Here is a 20,876-nt window from a genome sequence, read left to right as displayed (position 1 = left end):
GACTATCGTGCGGAGGTCGTTCGGCAACGGCGCAGCGACGCGAAACCTCCCCAGGCATGACTCGCGTCAGACCGGGAGGAGGAGGAGCCGAGACGACCCGGGGATGGTCATCTTGCCGCGGTTCACGTGGGCAGTGGAGTTGAGCAGCGAGGCGAACACGGCCGGATGGCTTTCGCGGAGACCCACTGCGCCTTTGAGCACAAGGACCAGGTCTTCGCCGCGGGGCACTTCGATCTTGGTCATCCCCACGGCACCCGGCTTCGAGAGGTCCGACATGCAGTCCTCCCAGGCGTTCATGTTCGAGCCATAGAAGGCGGGAAAGCCCATTGCGCGGGCGAACTCGGCATGGAAGGAATCCATGTCCTTCACGCGGGTGAGGTCGATTTCGACAGAAACCATGGCGGGTACTCCAATTGAGCCCAGGCCGGGCTACTTGAGCTCGGTGAAGTTCTTGTAGTGGTCGTTGGTGTAGTACGCGGTGCCATCGCTACTGGTAACGATGCGGTCGGCGCCGCGGCCCTGACCGGCGAGGCAGGGGATCGTGTCCCACTCTTGATAGGTCTGGCCGGCAACGTGGGGGAGCCGGGCGCCATCGGGCATGGCGTCGTTGTTGAAAACGCGGCCCCCTGCGTACTCGTCCTTACCCTTCTTGAATCCGGGGAAACCCCGACCCTGGATGTCCGGTATGTGATTCCTTCCGCCCGCCTGGACACTTGGTTTGGTCACCCAACCGGCAACTCCGCGGGCTTCCGCCGGGATGGCGACCGCGTTCTTTCCGCCTTCCTTGTACACCGCTCGCTGCACGGTTTCGGCGGAAATCGCGGTGGTTACCGGCTCTGAAACCAGGGGAACAAGCCTCGCCACGGCGCTGTTGCCGGCGAAGCGCTGGAGACCACGAAGCGAGGCCGGAGTGAGGCCGCGGGATGAGGCGGTTGTCCCCGCAAGGCGAGCAACCGTCCGCTGGAGGCTTCCGGAAAGCAGCGGTACCTCCATGCCCGGGAGTTCGACCGCCGGGGCAGCAACATGACTGTGGGAGGTGGCCGATGCATCGGCCTTCTGTGCGTCCGCGTGGGAATCGCTCATCGCTGGATGCCCCCTTAACGGTTCTCCGGCGCCCCCGGGTGGACAACGGTGTCCGCCAGCCTACACCGAATCGCCGGGGGGCCGAAATCGCCGTGTGCGAAAGCGGACGTCCTCGCACAGCCAGGCCCGTCCATCCGACGAGCGCGCAGACAGAGGCGAAGTCCGTCGCTTGTTTGCGACGTCGCCGGATCGGATCAGCGCTTGAGCGGGTCACCGGGAGCGGGAACCTGCGCTGCAAAGTCGGCTTTGACCTGTGCCAGGATGGCCGGATCAGCAATAAGGTCATAGGCGGCGCGGGCCATCGCCTTGGCGACGCGGATCGTGCGCTCGTGAGCTTCCTCGGTTGCGGCTGCTTCGGTGAACGGCGCCGTGTGGTTTGCGTTCAGCGGGTCCGAGGGGATGCCGAACATTGGGTGGATCGTCGGCAGGACGTAGCTGACGTTGCCCATGTCGGTGCTGGCGCCGAACCAGGGGAGCTTGCCGACGGGGAGGCCGAGGGCAGCCATGTGGGTGCAATACCGCTCGGCGAGCGGTTCGTTCGAAACAAGGTCGGTGTAGGGGCGGCCCTCCCAGTGGATTCCGACACGGCAACCGGTGGCTGTGGCGGCGGATTCGAGGCAGGCCTTCACGCGCTCCTTCAGGTTCGCGAGTTCGGCCATGGTCGCCGAGCGGACGTAGTACAGCGCCTCGGTGTAATCCGGGATGATGTTCGGCTTCACGCCCGCCTGCGTGAACACGCCATGGATGCGGTCAGTTGGGAGGATCTGCTGACGCAGTACGGAGAGCGCGTTGTACCCGAGGACCAGCGCATCCAGCGCGTTGAGGCCCATCCATGGCATGGCGGCGGCGTGGGCGTTCCGGCCGAAATACTCGACGCGGACGTGCTGCATCGCCTGGACTTTCGGGGTCGCGTTGTCCATCGGGGCGGGGTGGGCCATAAGGGCCGCATCGAGGCCATCGAATGCGTGCTGCTCGATCAGGATCTGCTTGCCGGCGCCACCCTCTTCGGCGGGGCTGCCGAGGATGACCACGGTACCGGGACGGCCTTCGAGACCAGCGCGCAGGCCAACTCCGGCACCGACGCCTGCGATGGCAATGAGGTTGTGGCCGCAGGCGTGGCCGATCCCCGGGAGGGCATCGTATTCCGAGAGCAGGGCGACGCTCGGGCCACCAGAGCCGGCGACCGCCCTGAAAGCGGTGGGCATGGTGTGGGCACCCCGCACGACTTCGAAGCCCTCGGCGTCCAGGAAATCGGTGAGCGCCTGGTGGGCGTGGTGCTCTTCGAAATTCAGCTCGGGGTGGGAATGGATATCGAGGCTGAGCCTGCGGAGGTCTTCGCTGGCGGTGTCGATAGCCCGGTCGATCCGTTCGTAAGCGTCCATCGCGCGGCATTGTGCCACGGCGGAGACGTTCGGCAAGGGAACCGCGAGGGTCAGACTCCCAGTCGCCGGTCGTTTTCGGCCCAGGCGATGTCGTTCAGGGCCATCAGCCCTCCCGAAACAAGCGAGTGACCGCCGAGCAAGACCGGGACCGGCGCCTCGGCGGCGGCGCGTGTGAAGCGACTGAGGAAGGGCTCCTCGATCGCTTCCCAGGCGAGGAGATCGCTCTGGAAGCGGTCTTCGCGGGAGGGCTCGATGCCCATGTGCGCTTCGATGACGCGCGTATCGATCACGATGCCGTCGCCGAGTTCGGCCATCCGGCGGAAGAAGCGCTCGGGACCGACCTCTTCGATCAGGAAACCGAGGAGGCTGCGGGCCTGGTAGCCGGGAGGCGCAGTAGCAAGACCGCGTTCTTCGGCGAATAACCTCACGCGGCAGGCGGTCTCGCGTTCGAGATACTGCCAGGCCTGGCTTCCGCCGACGCGTCCAGCGACGACAACCTGGCGGGTGCGGTCGCAGAGGAGGGGCATGAAGGCGCGGTAGCGGCGGGCGGCGGCCTCTGCAGGGCGGGCGGCCTCGGCGAGTTCGGGCGGGAGACTTTCGGACAGGGACAGCACCGCGAGGTCGCTGGGCGTATCGAGGTCGAACTGCGTGGCGGTGGTCCGTGGGAGGATGATCGAGGCGAGACCGGCGTCGTCACGAAGGCGGCGAGGGAGGACGTTGTCGCGGGCGAATTCTCCGCAGCGGTCGACAGCGTCGCCGGGCGTCCATGCCGTGAGGTCGGCGGAGAAGAAGTTATTGGTGACGAACCGTGGGTCGCGGGCATCGAGTTGTTCGACGACCAGACGGAATTCGTCGACACCGAGGAGCGGGACCGAGCCGGAGCCCATCGTCGCGGGCTTCTGAAGGCCGTAACGGCCGACGATGCCGCGCAGGCGCGAGGCGAAGTCGAAGCGGAGCCCCGGACGGTCCAGGTCGATGAGCAGGCCGGGGAACTCGGGAGCGAAGGCGGCGGGGTCGTCGGTGGCGATGATGACCGCTTCAAATCCAGCGGCGAGCGCGGAACGGGCAGTGTTGCGGGCGGCGGCGATGCGGGCGGCAGCCAACATCTGCTCGGCAGGGCCGGCGCCGGTGCCGCCATGGAAGACCACAAGGACAGGCCGTTCGAACACGGATAAAGCGTAGCCCCAGCCGTGAGCGGGCGCACTTCGCCATCCCGGCGGGAAAGCGACTGCCAGCGGGCCGCGACCTCACATCTCACGCACGAGCAGCCTGCTGCCAACAGCTACTCGTGGGGTGCATCGCAGATCGCACCGGGCGCTTCCACCGGCGGCATATACTGGGTCGATGGCGGAGGCGACGTACCCGCAACTGGAGGGCGAAGGCCTCGCGCTGCGCCCGTGGGACGAAGACCTGGCCGAACAGATGGGGAACTGGGGCGTCCGCGGTTTCCCCTACCATGCCTTCGACCTGCTGCACCTGAAGGACCCGGTAAAACGCGCCCTCACGGTCGAGAGCTGCCGCGAGGAAGGACCCCACAGGCACTTCGTTGCGGTCGAGGACGGCGTGGCGGTCGGCCGCGTTTCGGTAAACCTGCGCGACCCGACCGGGAGCTACATCTGGGCCGTCCATGTGCCACCGGAGCACGAGGGGCGCGCGGTCTGCCGGCGGATGCTCGCCGTACTGATGCGCTGGCTCGAAGTCGAGCACCCGCGTCCCAGCTTCGCCCTGACGGCGAACGCTTTCAATGAGCACGCACATCGCGCCTATGGCGCGCTCGGCTTCGAAGTCGCTGAGACACGCTGGAACTACGACCGGGAGATCGCCGAGGCGCTCTGGCGAGTCACCCCAAAGCAGCGCGAGCCGGTCCAGCGGTTGATCCGTTTCCAGAACGGGCGCTGGCAAACGAAGGTGCACATATTCCGGCGACAGCCCGGCGCTCCAATGGACCTCGGCATCCGTGAATCGGAAGGTGCGGCGACTTAGGGCTGCGGGCGGCCGAGGACGACAGTAATGTTGTCGGGCCCGCCGGCGCGGTTCGCGAGGTCAACCAGGCTGGCCGCCACGCCTGCGAGATCGTTACCGGTCAGTGCATCCGCGATCTCTTGCTCGGTCAACGGCCCGAAGAGGCCGTCCGAACAGAGCAGCACTGTATCGCCGATGCCGACGCGGAGTGAACCGGTATCCGGTTCTACAGCAGGTTCGAACCCGACAGTCCGCGAGACGATGTTCCGGCGCGGGTGCGTGCGCAAAGCCATCGCCGGCAGCGCCCCTTCGCGTACGCGTTCGGCCACCCAGGAGTGGTCTTCACTCACCTGGCGAAGGGTGCCCGTGGAGTGGAGATAGAGGCGGCTGTCGCCGACATTCAGCCACCAGACCTCGTGGCCGGAGACGAGGGCGGCAACGAGCGTTGTAGCGCTGTGTTGGCCCCCGGCCTGCGGCATCGCCTCGCGGTAGACGGACCCGTTCGCGGCCGCGCAGGCGGAGCGCAAGGCCGCCTCGGGCGGCGTGCGGGAAAGCGCTTCTTCCAGTCGCTCGGCGAACACTTCGGTGGCCCGGGCGCTCGCCCAATCGCCCCGTTCGTGGCCGCCAAGCCCATCCGCGACGCAAAGCAGCGTCCACTTTCCGAACGATCGGACGTGGAGTGCATCCTCGTTGCGAGAACGGGTCCGGCCAGTATCGGTGAGGGAGGCGATGGCGAATTCGGGGCGGTTCATCGGCTCACACAATTCTTATGCATGTATAGCACAGAGCTATAGCTATTGGCTTCGGGATGGATCGATCGGGCTACCATCGCCGGGATCCGTGGCGTAGCGTAAACGGTTGATCGGCTGTTGGGCACAAAGATAGCTGCCAGGGGTGCCCGGCCGGGCTTAGCGAATGGGCCGCAAGGATGGCCCGCAGAAAGAGCGACAATCCCGTGTTACTCGTGTTGTTCATCGTGCTGGCGGCGAGCCTCGCCGTGTTCCTGTTCCTGGTGGTTGCCGGGCGGATGCTCGTCAACGTGGGGGGCGACGAGGTCGGACTCATCGAGCGCCGCTTCTTCGGCAATAACCTTCCGGAAGGTCGAGTCATCGCGATGCGCGGCGAGATCGGCATCCAGGCGCGGGTACTACCGCCGGGCCTCCACCTCCTCTTCCCGTTTCTGTACACGGTGCGGAAGGACCGCATGATCCTCGTCTCTGACGAAGAAGTGGCCATTCTCGAAGCGATCGATGGCCGGCCGCTGGACCCGGGCCGGATCTTCGCGCGCCACGTCGAGGGCCACGACACCTACCAGGACGGCGAGGCGTTCCTCCGGAATGGCGGCCAGAAAGGCCCCCAGATCGATATCCTGCCGCCGGGCAAGTACCGGCTGAACACTTATCTCTTCCGCGTGCGGCTCGTCGCGGCGATCCGCGTGCCGGCGGGGACGGTGGGTGTCGTCATCGCGCACGACGGCGAACCGATGGCGGCCGCGCGGCTCCTGGCGCGGAAGACTGCCGGGCACACGGCGTTTCAGAACGGCGAAGCTTTCCTCGAGAACGGCGGACAGCGCGGCCCCCAGATCGAGGTGATCCTCCCCGGACAGTACCGCATCAACTCCGACTTGTTCGCTGTGACTGTTGAGCCGGCGGCAATCGTGAAGGCAAACCAGGTGGGCCTCGTGACGGCGCGCGATGGCAACCCGCTCCCGGAGACCGAACTGGTTGCCCGGAGCGTGACCGGGCACAACGACTTCCAGGACGCCTCGGCGTTCCTCGAGAGCGGCGGGCAGCGCGGTCCGCAGTTCGACCTGCTGAAGCCTGGCACGTACTACGTCAATCCGCTGATGTTCGAGGTGACGCTGGACAAAGTCGCTGTCGTCGAACGGGGTGAGGTGGCGGTGCTCGTCTCGAACGTAGGCGCAGAGCCTGAACGGATGACGCCGGACGAGCGGCTCACGACGGGCGAAGAACGCTATGTGGTACCGGCCGGCTACCGCGGGATTCAGCGAGAAGTCGCTGGGCCGGGCGTCTACTACCTGAACCGCTGGGCATACATTGCTTACATCGTCCCGACGACCAACCTGACGATCGACTGGGCAGTGGAAGCCGGCCTCGAATCAGAAGCTGCGCCAACCGCCGCCGGGACGATCAGCCGCGCACAGCTCTTCAACCCGCTGTCAGTCATCAGCCGCGACGGGTTTGAGATGAGCGTCTCGGTGAAGGTTGTCATCCGCGTACGGCCGGACCAGGCACCCCTCATGGTGGCCAAAATCGGTTCTATCGAGAACCTCATCGACCACGTCATCCATCCGATGATCGACTCCTCGTTCCGCAACCAGGCCTCATCCTCGGCCGCGATGAACTTCATGCAGGACCGCGCGGAGGAGCAGGCGAAGGCCGAGGAGCGGGCCCGCGACGAACTCGAGAAGTACCACGTTGAGTGCGTCTCGGTGCTGATCTCGCAGATCGTGCTGCCCCAGGAACTGATGAGCATTCACACGCGGCGAGTGATCGCGGCCCAGCAGCAGGAGATGTTTATCGAGCAGCAGAAGGCCGAGAAGGAGCGCATCGGCACAGAGAACACGTGCGCAGGCGGACCAGCAGATCAATCTCGTCAGCGCCCAGATCGGCGTCCAGGTGGCGGAGCAGACGCGCCAGAAGACGATCATTGAGGCAGAGGGTCGTGCCCGGGCCGTTGAGCTGACCGGCGCCGCAGAAGGCCAGCGCATCCTGGCAGTCGGCGCCGCCACGGCGGAGGCATACGACAAACAGGTCGCGGCAGTGGGCCAGGGCAACCTGGCCGGTATCGAGGTAGCGAAGGCGATCGCCGCCGCCGGCCTGAAGATCACACCCGATGTCCTCGTCTCGGGCGGAGGCGACGGCTCGTCGTCCAACGTGTTCGCTGCCTTCATGGCGCAGCTCCTCGCCCAGAATGCGAGCGGAGGCGCGCCGGAGTCGAAGGCCGGGTAGGCCCCGGCCGCGGCCGTCCCGGCGCGGAGAAGTCACCCCTTGGCAGCGCGGGTCAGGGGTGGCGACTCGCGCCGGGAAGCGGCCGGTTGCAAAAATTGGACGCCTGGACTACTTTTTGTCCGTGCGTACTAAAACCAGTACGGTCGTCCGAGAACAGCCGACGTTCATCGAGGCCGCGCGCAGGACGCAGATCGTGGCGGCAGCGACGGAGACGATCGCGGAGTTGGGATATATCAACGCCTCGCTGGCGCAAATCGCCAAGCGTGCGGGCGTCAGCAAGAGCGTCATCGGCTACTACTACGCAACGAAAGACGAACTCGTCCGCGCGGTCGTCGATACCTTCTACGTAGCGGGGCATGTGGAGATGATGCGCCGCCTGGAGGGTGCCCCGAGCGCCACGGAACTGCTCCAGCGGTACATCACCAGCAACCTGGCGTACATCGCCGAGCACCGGAGCGAGACGCGAGCGATCGGCGACATCGTCGCGAACTTCCGGGGGGCTGACGGCCTTCCGGTCTACCAGATCGACGATGCCGAACCGCTGATCCAGGGGACTGCGGCGATATTCGACTGGGGCCAGCAAGCGGGGGAGTTCCGGCAGTTCGACTCACGCATCGTGGCTGTGATCCTCCGCAGTGCCATCGATGCTTTCGGCCAGCAGTTGAGCGCCAACCCCGAGCTCGACATCGAAAAGTACACGCGGGAGATGACGGACTTCTTCCTGCAGGCGGCGCGCAAGACCACATGACGTCGGCCGCCGGATGGCGGCTTTGGGATCACAACTACCCGGAGGAGAACTATGGCTGGGCAAATCGAGGGAAAGGTGGCGGTGATCACCGGCGCCGCAAGCGGCATCGGGGCGGCGACGGCGCGGCTCTTCGTGGCCGAAGGGGCGAAGGTCGTTCTCGCGGACATCCAGGACGAGCGGGGAGCGAGAATGGTTGAGGAACTCGGCCCATCCGCGAGCTACCGGCACACCGATGTGACGAACGAAGACGATATCGAGGGAGCGGTGGGCCACGCGGTCGAGAAGTTCGGGCGGCTCGACGTGATGTTCAACAACGCCGGCCGCGGCCACGCGGAAGGGCTGATCGAGGACCTCACGCCGCAGATGTTCCGCGAGGTCACCGACCTCCTGCTCGGCAGCGTGGTCTTCGGGATGAAACATGCGGTGCCGGTCATGAAGCGCCAGGGATCGGGCGTCATCATCAACACGGCGAGCATCGCCGGGCTTGGCGTGGGTTACGGGGGCAGCATGTACTCGGCATCGAAAGCGGCCGTGATTCATCTCACCCGTGTGATCGCGAACGAAGTAGGCGAGTCCAACATTCGCGTGAATGCGATCGCGCCAGGGGCCATCCCGACCGCGATCTTTGGGCGAGCCGGTGGGATGACCCAGGAAGCGGCAGAGGCGCTCATCCCGATGCTCCGCGCAGGATTCGCCACGGCACAGCCGATCCCGCGTTCCGGCGACGCGAACGACGTTGCGAACGCGGCGCTCTGGCTGGCGAGCGAGGCCTCCAGTTTCGTCACGGGAATCTGCATTCCGGTGGAAGGTGGACTGACGACGGGCAAGCTGTTTTCCCAACGTGTGGCCGAGATGCAGGGTGCCGGCGGGACCTAAGGCCTCACTGCCGCCTAGCCCATTCCCCAGACCATGCTGTTGCGGAGGAGCCGGGTGTAGGCCGCCGTTTCCCACGTGGTGCGGACGACAGGCGGGGTCTTGCCTTCTGGGTCCACGCTCGTATCGACGAAGGGCTGGCTATTGGTGGAGGGTGTGTGGCAGTGGCCGAGCGCGACGTAGGTAACACCGCCTTCGCCGACATCGCGCGTGTAGCCCATGACGCGGGTCTTGCCGTCGGGGAGGAGGGCTGTGTCCTTCTCGTACTGAAAGCCGAAGCCACGCGGGGAGTTGTCGGGACCGAGTTCGGCGGTGAGGAGGACGCGGGCCTTCGGGTCGCTGCATTCGACCATGTACGGTTCGTCGATCGTCTCGAAGGTCTCTGGAAGGCCCTCGGTGAGGCGGTCGTCCGAACTGTGGACCTTCACCTGGAACCTGCGAACGGGCGGGTGGTTGAGGAAGAAGCCGCCAAGGGTTTCGTGGTGTTCGAGGCGGGCCATCGCCCGGCGACGGTCGTTCGGGCTATCGAGCCGGACGGCACGACCACCGGTGGTCCCGTGGAGGCCGAGCCAGTGACCACCGGCATTGATCCAGGCGCGGATGGCTCGATCCTGGTCCGGTCCGGGGTATGGCCCGGCCACGTACGTGATGAGCAGCCGGCTGATCGGCAGCCAGCGTTCGATGTCGACGAAGTCGTTCGCGGTCGAGGCGTGGATCTCCTGGTCAGCCAGCAGTTCGAGCAGGCGCAGCCGGGCATAATCGTGGTCGTGGCCGGCCGGCTGGCCCGGCGGGAATCCGCCGCAAATCACGTGAGCGCGGGCAGGTAGCTGGGACATTGCGATCCTCCTCGGTTGGAGGCGAATCTAGCGGGTTCCGGGCGAGTTGGGAACCCGGTCGACGCGAAGGCCGCGCTTGACTACGCTTCCGCGGAGACCTTGGAGGCGCTGCGAATGATTCGCCGAATCGATCACATCGGGCTAGTTTCGCCATCGTGGGAAGAAGCTCGGGCAGTCCTGCTGGAAAAGCTGGGCTTCCCGATCGCCGATTGGAAGGGAGCGGGTGAGACCGGCTCGTACTTCAAGCCCGAACGGACGATGAACTACTTCCTGCAAGTGGGTGAAGGCGACACGGTGATCGAGATCATCGTGCCGCAAGACGCGACGAGTGGCGCGGCGAAGTTCCTGGCCAAGCGGGGCCCTGGACTGCACCACATCGGCTACGCGGTCGACGACGTGGAAGAAGAGGCGGCGCGGCTGACCGACCAGGGCCTCCGGCGGGTGGACCTCGGCCCGCGAGCCGGCGCGGCGTTCTTTTACCCGCAGGGTGTCCACGGCGTCCTCACCGAGTTCGTGCCCTACCGGAACCCCGGCGCGCGCCTGCACACGTAGCCCAGGAGGCCCTTCTCTATGCTGACGAAGCTGACGTTTTGCCTTCGCCGAAAACCTGGATTGAGCTGGGACGAGTTCTCCCAGTACTGGCGGACGGTGCATGCGCCGCTGGTGCGGGAACGCGCCGAGCTCCTCGGGATCAAGCGGTATGTCCAGGTGCGAACGCTCCAAGACCGTGAGCTGCATGCCCGCATGCAAGCGAGGAACGGAGGCGCTCCGGAGCCGTTCGACGGCATCGCCGAGCTCTGGTTCAACCGGGCCGATCCCCGGGCCGGCAGCGAGGCCTCCCGGGCCGCCGCCGCCGAACTGCTCGAAGACGAGCGCAACTTCATCGACTTGCCGAACTCGCCGATGTGGTATGGCGAAGAGTGGGAAGTTGTGCCCGGGGATTAGCCCAGGTCTTCGATCCGGAACATCGGCGTGCGCGCGCAGACGCGAGTGATGTCGGCCTCACCGGGATTGGGCCACGGAATGCCGAAGTGGCTCTTCGTGACGCTGGCCCAACGCTCGAGGTAGGCGAGGAGTACCGGCGGTTTCTCGGCATCCGCGAGTTCGTGGACGACGCGGATGCGCCGTTTCTTCCGGCCAAGCCGCAGCTGTGCTTCGCCCGCGGCGCGAAGGTTGCGCGTCCAGTGCGTGTCTCCGCGTGGGGCAACGAGGTACTCGACGCCCTCGAATGTCATCGGGTTGACGGGTGTCGACATGTCCTTGCCCGACTTGCGGCCGCGGACGGTGAGCAGCTGCCCGCCCTGGGGGCTCAGGCCGAGCCGGATGACGACTCCAATCGAGGCGTTCATGACCCGGACCGGCAGGTTCGGTTTCTTGTACTCGGCAGCCACAGTGAACGCTCCTTCAGTGAAGTTGCGACGATAGCACAGGAGCCAGTGGCGTGCCGTGTTCGCCAGGCGCGGCCGCAAACGAAATCCGGACGGGACGGCGGAGCGCGCATGGAGCGCGCATGGAGCGCGAGGACTTACTCGCTCGGTGGGTGAGGGGCGAGGCCGGCATCGGGATAGGGCGGCAGTGTGGGCGGCGTCGCGATGGGCCAGGGGTTGGGATTCACCGTCGCAGTCGGCTGGGGCACGGGAGTAGGTGGCAGCGGGGTGGGTGTGGCAGATGGCTCGGAAGGGGGCGTGCCCTGCAAGGGAGTCGCCGGGGCAGCCGGTGAGGAGGTTGGCTCCGTGGTCGACGCGGGCGGTTCGGTCGCGGCGGACCGCCCTCCACTGCCGGCACTCGTGCTGCCCCCGGACGTGGAGCCGGCGGGGCGGGGTAAGGCAGCGACCTGCGATAGCGTGAGCCTGGGCGGCGCGGGTGTGGCAGAAGGCTTCGGACTGGCAGAAGGCGACTGGCTCGCGACGGGGGAAGGGGTGGTGGTCTTCGTCTTGCCGGAGTGGGCCACCTCTTTCGTCGCAGCGACCGTGGGCGACTCAGTGCCTTCCGGACGCGCGGCACTGCCCCCCGAACTGGTATAGGCGAGGACGCCAGCGCCAACGACGCCTGCAACGAGCACGAAGAGGCCCTTGTTCATCGAGCATCCACCGCTGTGAGGATCGGATGGCGAGGGCGAGCCGGGGGGCGGTCAGTCGGTAGCCGGCGCGTGACGAGCAGGTGAATCGGCGGCGGCGAGCGGCAGGGAGACGATGAAAGTCGCGCCCTCACCCGGAGGACTGGAGACCGCGATGGCGCCACCCATCCCCTCGACGAACTCCTTCGCCATGGCGAGTCCGAGCCCGGCGCCACCGCTGTCCCGGTTGCGAGACGCTTCGCCCCGGTAGAAGCGCTCGAAGACGTGGGGCATGTCCTCCAGGGCGATGCCAGCGCCGGTGTCGCTCACCGAAATGGTTCCCATCGTGCCGGAAGCGCCCACGACGACCCGCACCATGCCTCCTTCGGGGACGTGGCGGATGGCGTTGCGGACGAGGTTCTGGATGACGCGGGCCAGCCGTCCCGAGTCGGCCAACGCCAGCACGGCCTGGGGCGCTTCGAGAGCGACAGCGACCCGGGCGTCACGGCGGGCGAGTTCCACCAGGGGCGCGATGCTCTCACGGACGACCACGGCCAGGTCCACAGGGGCGATATCGAACCTGAGAGCACCGGCTTCGGCGCTCGCCAATTGGAACAGGTCGGAGACGAGAGACTCGAGCCGCGCAGTCTCACGAAGTGCCATTTCCACGCGCGGATTGGCGGGAGACTCGTCTTCGAGGGCTTCCACCTGGCCGCGGATGAGCGCGACGGGTGTCCGCAGCTCGTGAGAAACGTTGGCGACAAGCTGGCGATTCGCATCGAGGAGGGCGACGGCGCGGGCACGTTCAGCCTCGACGGAAGCCATGGTCTCTTGCAGACGTCCAGCCATGAGGTTGAAGCTCCCGGCGAGTGAGGCAACTTCGTCCTCGCCGCGGACCGGGACGCGCGACGCTAGCGAGCCGCCCGCGAGCGACTCGGCGGCGCCGGCCACATCCCGGATGCGGCCGCCGACGGAACGCGCGGCGGCCACCGCCAGCAAGACGGCGACGGCAAGGCCAGGAAATGCCGCGACAACGCTGCCCACCCAGACACTCATGACCACGGGCCGGACCTCGGCTCGAACGATGGCACGAGCGCCCTGTGGCGCCTGGATATCGGATTTCTCGACGATGACAACGGCTCTGACGGTCCCGACGGAATCGACGACCGGGTAGGCTCCCACGCCGGAGCCCCCATCGAGACGGGAGTTCCCGCGCAGACCCGTGCGCCCTTCACGAGCCTCTGCGACCACTGCTTCGAGCGCTGCCGGAGCGCCGGAGAACTCTCCCGCAACAACTTCCGGCACCTCCGAGTCCGGGGAGATGATGGCGATGCCGCTGACACCCTGGAGGAACTGCTTCGGCCGAACATCGAACTGGTCACGATCCGGGCCGCGGTAGAGCGGTACCTGGCCGGAGGCGAGCGCGGCGAGGACCGGCCCGAGGTCTTCCGTGCCGGTTCGGTCGCCGGGATTGATGAGGCCGGTACTGACGAGGAACGCGGCGACCACCCTGGCGTCGTCCGCGGGCTCCTCTTCCGCGTACCGCCTGGCCGATGCCCCGGCCGCGGCGAGAGCGCCGACGAGGATAAGGGCGGTCGCCAGCCCCGCGACGAGCGTGGCCAGGTTGTAGCCGGCCAACCTCCAGCGGAGGCTTCGCCTGGCCCGATTCCTGTAGGCGGTCACGGCCGGCCAGACCAGGAGGTAGCGCATCGAACGCAAGCGACGGCCAATCCACCCGAGCATCAGCCGGCCTTCACGCGGTAGCCCATGCCCCAGACGGTCTGAATGGTGGAATCGCCATCGCCCAGCTTCTTTCGAAGACGCTGGACGTGCGTGTCGACCGTCCGGGGACCGACTGCCTCGCTTTCGTCCCAGATGCGTTCGAGCAGGTATTCGCGGCTGAAGGCTCGACCGGGATTCGAACAGAGCAGCTCGACGAGGTCGAATTCGGTCGGTGTGAGTTCGAGGGTTGCGCCGCGGAAGTCCACGGTGCGGTCCGCACGGTGGACGACGAAGCCGCCATGGCGCAGGACCTCGGGTGACGCCGGCTCCGCGACCGGAAGGCGGGGCGTCCCCGCGCGCCGCAGTAGCGCCGCAACTCGGGCGCGGAGCACGCGGACGTGGGTTGGCTTGGAGAGATAGTCATCGGCCCCGGCCTCGAGGCCGTTCACGATGTCGATGTCCTGGCCGCGCGCCGTGAGCATGAGCACCGGCGCGAGGCTGAACGCGCGAATCTCCCGGAGCGCCGAAACACCGTCCAGCACCGGGAGCATCCAATCGAGCAGGATCAGGTCGACACCGCCGGCGCGGACCTCTTCAACGGCCGTCCGTCCGTCGAAAGCCTGGCGCGTCGCATAGCCTGCCCGGCCGAGCTGTTCAACGAGCAGGTCGTTCAAGTCGCGTTCGTCTTCTACGACCAGGATTGTTTGCACACTCGAATGGTCGGTGGCTGCGCCACTGAAACGCAATGGCAGCTGTGACAGTTTCGTGAACTCCGGGCGAGACGATGAGCCGGAGTCCGCGAACGAAGCGACGTTGCGGGCGGGAGGAGTGCTCCAAATGCAACTATTGATAGGCCCGATCGTGGGGTTGCTGTTGCTGGGCGTCGGGTTCGGTATCGTCGAACGGTTCTGGCCGTCCATCCGTGGGCAACGGCGCCTCCGGCGGGGATGGCGGACGGACCTCGCCTGGTTTGCCTGGCAGCCAACCCTTGGGAAGCTGCTTTCGGGAGTCGTGGTCTTTGTCGCGATCATGTCGCTCGGGGCGCTCGTGATGTCGCCCATCCCCACGGACGAACTTCGCGGAGTTAGCCCGCGCGAGACATGGGTGACGGGACTGCCGCTGGTCGCCCAGGTCGGGGGGATCCTGTTGCTGGGCGACTTCCTGGGTTACTGGCAGCATCGCGCCTTCCATACAGTAGGCACGCTCTGGAAGTTCCACTCGATCCATCATTCCTCGACGGACCTCGACTGGCTCTCCTCCGTCCGTGTCCACCCCATCAACGACATCGCCAGCAACGTTGTGGTCGCGTTGCCGCTGCTCTTCCTGGGGTTCAGCCCTGTGGCGTTCGCGGCATATGTACCGGTGCTGACGCTGTACGGGGTCATGCTGCATGCGAATGTTTCATGGACCTTCGGGCCGCTGCGGCAGGTGATCGCCAGCCCGACATACCACCGCTGGCACCATACGAGCGAAGTGCAGGGTCTGAACAAGAACTACGCCGGGCTATTCCCGTGGATCGATCGGCTTCACGGCACCCTGTACCTGCCGAAGGGCGTCCAGCCTATGCAATTCGGCGTGGCCGGCGAAGCCATCCCAACCGGCTTCTTCGGACAGATGAAGTACCCATTCCGGGGGGCAGGGAGCAGCTCCGAACCGGCCGAAGCCGCTTCCGCGCGTGCGTGACGCCGCACGAAGGGCAATGCGTGGCAACGACAACGAACCGGAGAACACGAAGCCCCTCCACGTGGAGGGGCTTTCGCATTGTGCCTGACAGCTAAGGGCTGGGGCCTTAGCGCTTGGTGAACTGCGGCGCCTTGCGGGCCCGCTTGAGTCCGGCCTTCTTGCGCTCCTTCATGCGGGAGTCGCGAGTGAGCAGGTTCTCGGGGCGCTTGAGCGCGGGCTTGACGTTGGGGTCGCTGGCGACGAGCGCCCGGGCGATACCCATCTGGATGGCGCCTGCCCAGCCGGAGATGCCGCCACCATCGCACTTCACCTGGGCGCTGAAGCGACCTTCCCGGCCGAGGCGGGTGAGTGGGGAGAGGACCTCGGCGCGGTGGGAATCGCGCGAGAACACTTCTTCGAGCGGTTTGCCATTGACGACGACCGCACCGTTGCCGGGGTAGAGGCGGACGCGCGCGACGGCGGTCTTGCGGCGGCCGGTGCCATAGAAGTACTGGTCAGCCATTGGTTACTCCTCAGTCCCTTCGGACTTTGCCGCGGCGCGGCGACGGGCCGGCTTTGGGGTTTCTTCGGTAGCCGTCTCAGCGGTGGCTTCGACGGCCTTGCGGCGCGGAGCCCGCTTCGGGGCTTCGACAGCTTCGGTAGCGACGGCTTCCACTTCCGTCTTTCGACGGGAGGCTCGCTTCGGCGCCTCGATTACTTCAGCGGCAGCAACGGCGGCGACGGGGGCCGCTTCTTCGATGGCCGGGGCAGCGGCGGTCGCGCCGCGCACGCGGGCCTTCGCCGCCCGGGCGGCACTGGCGGCCGGGCTGGGCTTCGGGGCCGCGGCAGCAGCCAGGTGCTGTTCCTGCGGGACCGAGAGCGGACGGAGGCGCTTCACTTTCGGGACCACGGTCGCGAGTTCCGACTGCGCTACGGTGCGCGCTTCTTGCGCCTTCACCGTGCCGGCCAGCTGCGACTGGTGCGGGTGGTTCAGTCCCTTGTAGACCTTCAGGTGCTTGAACATCTGCTTCCCGAGCGGACCCTTGGGGAGCATGCCCCAGATGGCCTGTTCGAGAACGCGTTCCGGGAACTTCTCGAACTGCTGGGTGTACGAGCGTGACTTGAGGCCACCGGGATAACCGGAGTGGCGGTAGTACGTCTTCTGGTTGGCCTTGTTGCCGGTGACACGAACCTGCGAGGCATTCACGACGATGACGAAGTCGCCGTCATCGAGGTGGGGTTCGTAGGTCGGCTTGTGTTTGCCCTTCAGGAGCGAGGCCACCTCGGTGGCAACGCGCCCGAGCGGCCGGCCAGCCGCATCGATCACATGCCAGTCCTTGTAGACCTCGGACTGTTTCATTCGCACTGTCGTGTTCATACCGTATATCCCTCGTCGTACCACACGCGCTGGAGACAGAGGCCATGGGCCGGGGCGACGTACGCCATCGAACCTGGCTCTGCCTGTTGGAGCAGGCGGACGATTTCCTCCACTGTTTCGGCGCCGCGCCCGACCCGGATGAGGCTGCCGGTAATCCGGCGGACCATCTGGGGCAGGAACGCGTCTGCCTCGATATCGAACAGGAGGGTGCTGCCTTCGCAGCGCCATCCCGCGGTGAACACGGTGCGCACCGGGGTGCGTTCCGGTTCGAGCGGCCCGGAGAAGGCACTGAAGTCCTTCTTCCCGGCCAGCGCTTGCGCCGCGGCCTGCATTGCCCGGACATCGAGGTTACCCTCGACGAACCAGGCGCCGCGGCGCGTGAGCGGTTCGCGCGCTTCGCCATTGGCGATGGTGTAACGGTACCAGCGTTTGCGCGCCCAGCGCCGCGGGTCAAACCCCGCTGGCACTGCGCACACTGCGCGGACCGATACATCTTCCGGCAGGTTGGCGTTGAGCGCCTTCCTGACGGTTTCCGCCGCGTGCCGGGTCTCGGCACTGAAGGCGGCTACCTGGCCGATGGCATGGACGCCCGAATCCGTGCGTCCCGCCAACTCAACGCGGGTGGGGGATCCGAAGAGCACCCCTGCCGCGGTTTCCAGCACTTGCTGGACGGTCCGCACGTTCGGCTGGATCTGGGACCCTGCGAACGCTGTACCGTCGTAACTGACCGTGGCCGCGAAACGCGTCGCGGACACGAAGGGCTATGCCTCCGAAGAGCCTTCGCTGTCTTCGGCGGCGGCTTCGCTGGTGGCTTCTTCCACCACCGCATCGGCTGCTGCTTCGACTTCAGCGACGGTTTCGGGGACTTCGACCTCGGCCTCAGCTTCAACAGCCGAGGCTTCGATTTCGGCGGCAACCGCGGCGGCAGCGGCGGCGCCGGCGGTGGGCCGGGCGGGGGCGCTCGGCGCGGCGGTCACACGCTGGGGGCGCGGAGTCGGCGGGGCATCGACGAAATCGACGAGTTCGATCGTGGCCATTTTCGCCCCATCACCCTTGCGGGGTTCGAGGCCGGTGATGCGCAGGTAGCCGCCGGGGCGGCTGGCCATGCGTGGGCCGAGGTCATCGAAGACCTTCTTGACGACGCCAGGATCGAAGACGAACTTCATCGCCTGGCGGCGGGCGTGGAGATCGCCGCGGCGCCCGAGCGTGATGATGCGCTCGGCCATCGGGCGGATTTCCTTCGCCTTCGCCTCGGTGGTGGTAATGCGCTCGTACTTCAACAGGTCGGTGACCAGGTTGCGGTAGAGCGAGAGGCGGTGGGCTGTGTCGCGGCCAAGGTGGCGGCCGGCTACGCGGTGTCGCATTGGGCTAGTCCTCGTCGTCGGCGCCGATAAGATCGTCGGCGCTCCCGTCTTTCAGGAGTGCTTCCTTCAACGCCTTACCGAGGGCGCTCAGGTTTTCTTCTTCTTCATCCTCATCCATGATCACGGAACTCGCGCGGCCCGTCCGGACGATGGGACGGCCCATGGGTCCGCCCGGGCGGCCGGTGGGCGCCTTCGCAACAGGCGAGTCGACGATGGGGACAAGGCCTTCGGCGGTACCATCGACATATCCAAGCTCGATCAGGCGATCGCGGAGTTCGTCGTAGGACTTCCGTCCGAAATTGCGGAGGGCGAGAAGTTCGTCCTCGGACTTCTCGAGGACCTGGCCGACGGTCATGAGCCCGCTGCGCTTGAGGCAGTTGTAGGCGCGCACGGAGAGGGCGAGGTCTTCGATTGGCGTGTTGTAGCGGTCGGGCGCCATGAGCAAGCCACTGGTAGAAGGCGTGCCAACGGAAACCGGTCCGCCATAGTGCATCGACACGTCTGGGCGGCCCATCTGGCTGAAGAGCGCGAACTGGTCCATCAGGATGTCGGCGCTCTGGCCAACGGCGTCGATCGGGCCGATGGTGCCATCGGTCCAGACTTCGAGGATCAGCCGGTCATAGTTGGTGGACTGGCCGACGCGCGTCTTCTCGACGCGGTAGTTCACCTTGCGGACCGGGGTGAAGATGGCATCGACGGGGATGACGCCGATGGGCAGGCCTTCGACCGAACCGGCGGGCACGTAGCCCTTGCCGAGTTCGGCGTGGAACTCGACGTTGAGTCGCGCTTTCGGGACATCGATCGTTGCGAGATGCAGTTCGGGGTTCACGATCTCGAAATCAGCAGGCACCTGGAGGTCGCCGGCGGTCACCTTGCAGGGACCTTCGATATCGAGCGCAAGCGTCCCGGAGCGGTTGCTCAGGGCGCGAATGCGGATTTCCTTGGCGTTTAGGAGGAACTCGGTGGTGTCCTCCTGGAGGCCGAGGATGGTTGAGAACTCGTGCTGCACCTGTTCGACGCGGACGGAGGTGATGGCGGCGCCTTCGAGCGAGCTGAGGAGGACGCGGCGAAGGGCGTTGCCAAGAGTAATGCCGTAGCCCGATTCGAGGGGCTCGGCGATGAGACGGGCAAATTTCTCCGTCTCTTCGTCGACAGTGAGCTGCGGGACGACGCTTTCAGTCGCCTGGCCGATCAACTCGAGGGAATCCATCATTGTCCTTGTAGTCCTCTACTCTCGCAGGTACTGGGCGCGGGGTTAGCGCGAGTAGTACTCGATGATGACGTTTTCGTTGAACTGGTGCGTTTCGCCGTGGGCGACGACTGGAGGGCCGGAAACCCGGCCGGAAAGGTTCGCAACATCGAGCGCGAGCCAGGTCGGCGGGTTCTTGGACTTCATCGTCTCCTGGACGATCTTGTAGTACTCGCTGCGGATGCCGCGAGGCGTGAAGGCGACGGTATCGCCTTCCTTCAGGTGGGCCGAAGGGACATCGAGCTTGCGGCCGTTCACGGCGATGAGGCCGTGGCGGACGATCTGGCGAGCCTGGTTTCGGGAATCGGCGAAGCCGATCCGGTAGATGATGTTATCGAGGCGGGTTTCGAGGAGGCGGACGAGGTTTTCGCCCGAGACTCCGGTTCCGCGGATAGCTTCCTTGTAGTAGCGCACGAACTGCTTCTCGAGCACGCCATAGGCGACGCGGGCGCGCTGCTTTTCGCGCAGCTGGAGGCCGCGGTCCGAGACCTTGCGGCGGCGGGCCGGGCGCGGTCCTGGCGGGTTCGGGCGGCGGTCAAAGCTGCACTTGGGCGTGAAGCAGCGATCACCCTTGAGGAAGAGCTTTTCGCCGTGACGGCGGCAAAGACGGCAGACGGGGCCGGTGTAACGTGCCATTGGCTGGAAGCGCTCCTATACCCGGCGCCGCTTGGGCGGGCGGCAACCGTTGTGGGGGATCGGCGTGACATCGCGGATCGCGGTCACGGTGAGGCCGCTCGCCTGGAGCGAGCGGATGGCGGCTTCGCGGCCGCTGCCGGCGCCGCGGACATAGACCTCGACGGATTGGAGGCCGTGTTCCATGGCGCGGCGGGCGGCGTTTTCGCCCGCGAGCTGGGCGGCGAAGGGTGTGCCCTTGCGGGAGCCCTTGAAGCCGGAGCCGCCGGAGCTGGCCCAGGCAATCACGTTCCCGTTGGGGTCGGTGAGCGTGACTAGCGTGTTGTTGAACGTGCTCTTGATGTAGGCCCGGCCGCGAGGGACGGACTTCCGCTCGCGCCGCTTCAGGCGGCGCGTTTTGTCGGCGGCTCCACGTTTTGCATCTGCCATTGGTGGGCTCCCTCTCCTACTTCTTTCCTGCGCGCTTCTTGCCGGCTACCGTCTTGCGGGCGCCGCGCTTCTGGCGCGCGTTGGTGCGCGTCCGCTGCCCGTGGACCGGGAGGTTCCGGCGGTGGCGCTGGCCGCGGTAGCAGTTGATCTCGACGAGCCGGGCGATGTTCTGGCGAACTTCGCGGCGGAGGTCACCTTCGACGGTGTAGTGCTTGTCGATGTATTCGCGGATCTTCAGGACGTCTTCGTCCGTCAGTTCACGGGCGCGCGTATCGGGGTTGATCCCGGTTTCACCGAGGATCGCCTTCGCGCGCGTCGGCCCAACCCCATAGATATAGGTGAGGGCGACTTCGATTCGCTTATCGTTGGGAATATCGACGCCGGAGATACGTGCCATGGCCTTACCCCTGCCGCTGCTTGTGCTTCGGATTTTCGCAAATCACCATCACGCGACCGTGCCGGCGGATGACCTTGCACTTGTCGCAGCGTGGCTTGACGGATGCTCGAACTTTCATCGTTTTCCTTTG

General features: G+C 66.3%; 26 protein-coding genes and 1 pseudogene. 9 read left to right on the top strand and 18 right to left on the bottom strand.

The features are described 5' to 3' along the window. Positions 1–66: 66 nt before the first annotated feature. The 4 genes from IPG14_RS18695 to IPG14_RS18680 form a co-directional block, all read right to left on the bottom strand. On the bottom strand, positions 67–399 hold the full coding sequence (locus IPG14_RS18695) for a barstar family protein (RefSeq protein ID WP_343392797.1): 333 nt from the start codon (positions 397–399) through the stop codon (positions 67–69). Positions 400–429: 30 nt separating this feature from the next. Then, the gene (locus tag IPG14_RS18690) at positions 430–1,083 is read right to left on the bottom strand and encodes a ribonuclease domain-containing protein (protein WP_343385453.1); all 654 of its coding nucleotides are present in this window, start codon (positions 1,081–1,083) and stop codon (positions 430–432) included. A gap of 194 nt (positions 1,084–1,277) precedes the next feature. Continuing rightward, positions 1,278–2,465, bottom strand: coding sequence for a M20 family metallopeptidase (locus IPG14_RS18685; RefSeq protein ID WP_343392796.1), 1,188 nt, complete (start codon positions 2,463–2,465; stop codon positions 1,278–1,280). 50 nt (positions 2,466–2,515) lie between these two features. Next, on the bottom strand, positions 2,516–3,634 hold the full coding sequence (locus IPG14_RS18680; RefSeq protein WP_343392795.1) for a hypothetical protein: 1,119 nt from the start codon (positions 3,632–3,634) through the stop codon (positions 2,516–2,518). A gap of 175 nt (positions 3,635–3,809) precedes the next feature. Between IPG14_RS18680 and IPG14_RS18675 the strand changes: the two genes are divergently transcribed. Continuing rightward, a complete protein-coding gene (locus IPG14_RS18675; RefSeq protein WP_343385456.1) occupies positions 3,810–4,448 on the top strand; it encodes a GNAT family N-acetyltransferase in 639 nt (212 codons plus the stop codon). On the opposite strand, the gene IPG14_RS18670 is transcribed toward IPG14_RS18675, so the two are convergent. Continuing rightward, a complete protein-coding gene (locus tag IPG14_RS18670; protein WP_343392794.1) occupies positions 4,445–5,179 on the bottom strand; it encodes a protein phosphatase 2C domain-containing protein in 735 nt (244 codons plus the stop codon). The two genes, IPG14_RS18675 and IPG14_RS18670, sit on opposite strands and share 4 nt — an antisense overlap. 212 nt (positions 5,180–5,391) lie before the next feature. On the opposite strand from IPG14_RS18670, the gene IPG14_RS18665 reads away from it, so the two are divergent. The 4 genes from IPG14_RS18665 (at position 5,392) to IPG14_RS18650 (ending at position 9,023) form a co-directional block, all read left to right on the top strand. Continuing rightward, entirely contained in the window at positions 5,392–7,101 is a 1,710-nt protein-coding gene (locus IPG14_RS18665; RefSeq protein WP_343392793.1) for an SPFH domain-containing protein, read from the top strand. Further along, the gene (locus IPG14_RS18660) at positions 7,067–7,399 is read left to right on the top strand and encodes a hypothetical protein (RefSeq protein ID WP_343392792.1); all 333 of its coding nucleotides are present in this window, start codon (positions 7,067–7,069) and stop codon (positions 7,397–7,399) included. The genes IPG14_RS18665 and IPG14_RS18660 overlap by 35 nt, the downstream gene beginning before the upstream one ends. 121 nt (positions 7,400–7,520) lie before the next feature. Next, positions 7,521–8,147 carry a TetR/AcrR family transcriptional regulator gene (locus tag IPG14_RS18655; RefSeq protein WP_343392791.1) on the top strand — a complete coding sequence of 209 codons (627 nt, stop codon included), beginning with the start codon at positions 7,521–7,523 and terminating at the stop codon, positions 8,145–8,147. Between the two features lie 51 nt (positions 8,148–8,198). Beyond that, on the top strand, positions 8,199–9,023 hold the full coding sequence (locus tag IPG14_RS18650; RefSeq protein ID WP_343392790.1) for an SDR family oxidoreductase: 825 nt from the start codon (positions 8,199–8,201) through the stop codon (positions 9,021–9,023). Between the two features lie 14 nt (positions 9,024–9,037). On the opposite strand, the gene IPG14_RS18645 is transcribed toward IPG14_RS18650, so the two are convergent. Beyond that, the gene (locus IPG14_RS18645) at positions 9,038–9,856 is read right to left on the bottom strand and encodes a ThuA domain-containing protein (RefSeq protein ID WP_343385461.1); all 819 of its coding nucleotides are present in this window, start codon (positions 9,854–9,856) and stop codon (positions 9,038–9,040) included. A gap of 114 nt (positions 9,857–9,970) precedes the next feature. Here IPG14_RS18645 and IPG14_RS18640 point away from each other — a divergent pair, with 114 nt between their 5' ends. Both IPG14_RS18640 and IPG14_RS18635 read left to right on the top strand, forming a co-directional pair. Then, on the top strand, positions 9,971–10,408 hold the full coding sequence (locus IPG14_RS18640) for a VOC family protein (protein WP_343385462.1): 438 nt from the start codon (positions 9,971–9,973) through the stop codon (positions 10,406–10,408). A gap of 18 nt (positions 10,409–10,426) precedes the next feature. Beyond that, on the top strand, positions 10,427–10,801 hold the full coding sequence (locus tag IPG14_RS18635; RefSeq protein WP_343388321.1) for an EthD domain-containing protein: 375 nt from the start codon (positions 10,427–10,429) through the stop codon (positions 10,799–10,801). Here IPG14_RS18635 and IPG14_RS18630 read toward each other — a convergent pair. Beyond that, entirely contained in the window at positions 10,798–11,247 is a 450-nt protein-coding gene (locus IPG14_RS18630; protein ID WP_343385464.1) for a nitroreductase/quinone reductase family protein, read from the bottom strand. The two genes, IPG14_RS18635 and IPG14_RS18630, sit on opposite strands and share 4 nt — an antisense overlap. A 186-nt stretch (positions 11,248–11,433) precedes the next feature. Between IPG14_RS18630 and IPG14_RS18625 the strand changes: the two genes are divergently transcribed. Further along, positions 11,434–11,880, top strand: coding sequence for a hypothetical protein (locus IPG14_RS18625; protein ID WP_343392789.1), 447 nt, complete (start codon positions 11,434–11,436; stop codon positions 11,878–11,880). Between the two features lie 107 nt (positions 11,881–11,987). Here IPG14_RS18625 and IPG14_RS18620 read toward each other — a convergent pair whose 3' ends face one another. Further along, positions 11,988–13,655, bottom strand: a complete 1,668-nt coding sequence (locus IPG14_RS18620; protein WP_343392788.1) for a HAMP domain-containing sensor histidine kinase — start codon at positions 13,653–13,655, stop codon at positions 11,988–11,990. Further along, entirely contained in the window at positions 13,655–14,344 is a 690-nt protein-coding gene (locus IPG14_RS18615) for a response regulator transcription factor (protein ID WP_343392787.1), read from the bottom strand. The genes IPG14_RS18620 and IPG14_RS18615 overlap by 1 nt, the downstream gene beginning before the upstream one ends. Before the next feature lie 127 nt (positions 14,345–14,471). Between IPG14_RS18615 and IPG14_RS18610 the strand changes: the two genes are divergently transcribed. Continuing rightward, the gene (locus tag IPG14_RS18610) at positions 14,472–15,317 is read left to right on the top strand and encodes a sterol desaturase family protein (protein ID WP_343388326.1); all 846 of its coding nucleotides are present in this window, start codon (positions 14,472–14,474) and stop codon (positions 15,315–15,317) included. Positions 15,318–15,423: 106 nt separating this feature from the next. Here IPG14_RS18610 and rpsI read toward each other — a convergent pair whose 3' ends face one another. The 9 genes and pseudogenes from rpsI to rpmJ all read right to left on the bottom strand — a co-directional run bounded on the left by rpsI (position 15,424) and on the right by rpmJ (position 20,864). Continuing rightward, the gene (gene rpsI, locus IPG14_RS18605; protein ID WP_343385469.1) at positions 15,424–15,819 is read right to left on the bottom strand and encodes a 30S ribosomal protein S9; all 396 of its coding nucleotides are present in this window, start codon (positions 15,817–15,819) and stop codon (positions 15,424–15,426) included. Positions 15,820–16,266: 447 nt separating this feature from the next. Beyond that, a pseudogene (gene rplM / locus IPG14_RS18600) lies at positions 16,267–16,674 on the bottom strand (50S ribosomal protein L13); the annotation flags it as partial. Further along, positions 16,671–17,429, bottom strand: coding sequence for a tRNA pseudouridine(38-40) synthase TruA (truA, locus tag IPG14_RS18595; RefSeq protein WP_343392786.1), 759 nt, complete (start codon positions 17,427–17,429; stop codon positions 16,671–16,673). The pseudogene rplM and the gene truA, both read right to left, overlap by 4 nt. Before the next feature lie 6 nt (positions 17,430–17,435). Beyond that, complete coding sequence (gene rplQ / locus IPG14_RS18590; protein ID WP_343392785.1) at positions 17,436–18,038, bottom strand: 50S ribosomal protein L17; 603 nt, start codon at positions 18,036–18,038, stop codon at positions 17,436–17,438. 4 nt (positions 18,039–18,042) lie between these two features. Next, on the bottom strand, positions 18,043–19,248 hold the full coding sequence (locus IPG14_RS18585; protein ID WP_343385472.1) for a DNA-directed RNA polymerase subunit alpha: 1,206 nt from the start codon (positions 19,246–19,248) through the stop codon (positions 18,043–18,045). 45 nt (positions 19,249–19,293) lie between these two features. Then, complete coding sequence (gene rpsD, locus IPG14_RS18580; RefSeq protein ID WP_343385473.1) at positions 19,294–19,923, bottom strand: 30S ribosomal protein S4; 630 nt, start codon at positions 19,921–19,923, stop codon at positions 19,294–19,296. A 15-nt stretch (positions 19,924–19,938) separates the two neighbouring features. Beyond that, positions 19,939–20,349 (bottom strand): 30S ribosomal protein S11, encoded by a 411-nt coding sequence (gene rpsK / locus IPG14_RS18575; RefSeq protein ID WP_343385474.1) that lies wholly within the window; start codon positions 20,347–20,349, stop codon positions 19,939–19,941. A gap of 16 nt (positions 20,350–20,365) precedes the next feature. Next, entirely contained in the window at positions 20,366–20,746 is a 381-nt protein-coding gene (gene rpsM, locus IPG14_RS18570) for a 30S ribosomal protein S13 (RefSeq protein ID WP_343385475.1), read from the bottom strand. Between the two features lie 4 nt (positions 20,747–20,750). Further along, complete coding sequence (rpmJ, locus tag IPG14_RS18565) at positions 20,751–20,864, bottom strand: 50S ribosomal protein L36 (RefSeq protein ID WP_158067480.1); 114 nt, start codon at positions 20,862–20,864, stop codon at positions 20,751–20,753. Positions 20,865–20,876 lie beyond the last annotated feature (12 nt).

Source organism: Candidatus Amarobacter glycogenicus, assembly GCF_016704105.1.
Taxonomy (GTDB): Bacteria; Chloroflexota; Dehalococcoidia; order Tepidiformales; family Tepidiformaceae; genus Amarobacter; species Amarobacter glycogenicus.
The sequence above is the reverse complement of the archived record's forward strand: the minus strand, read 5'-3'. Positions and strand labels throughout refer to the sequence as shown.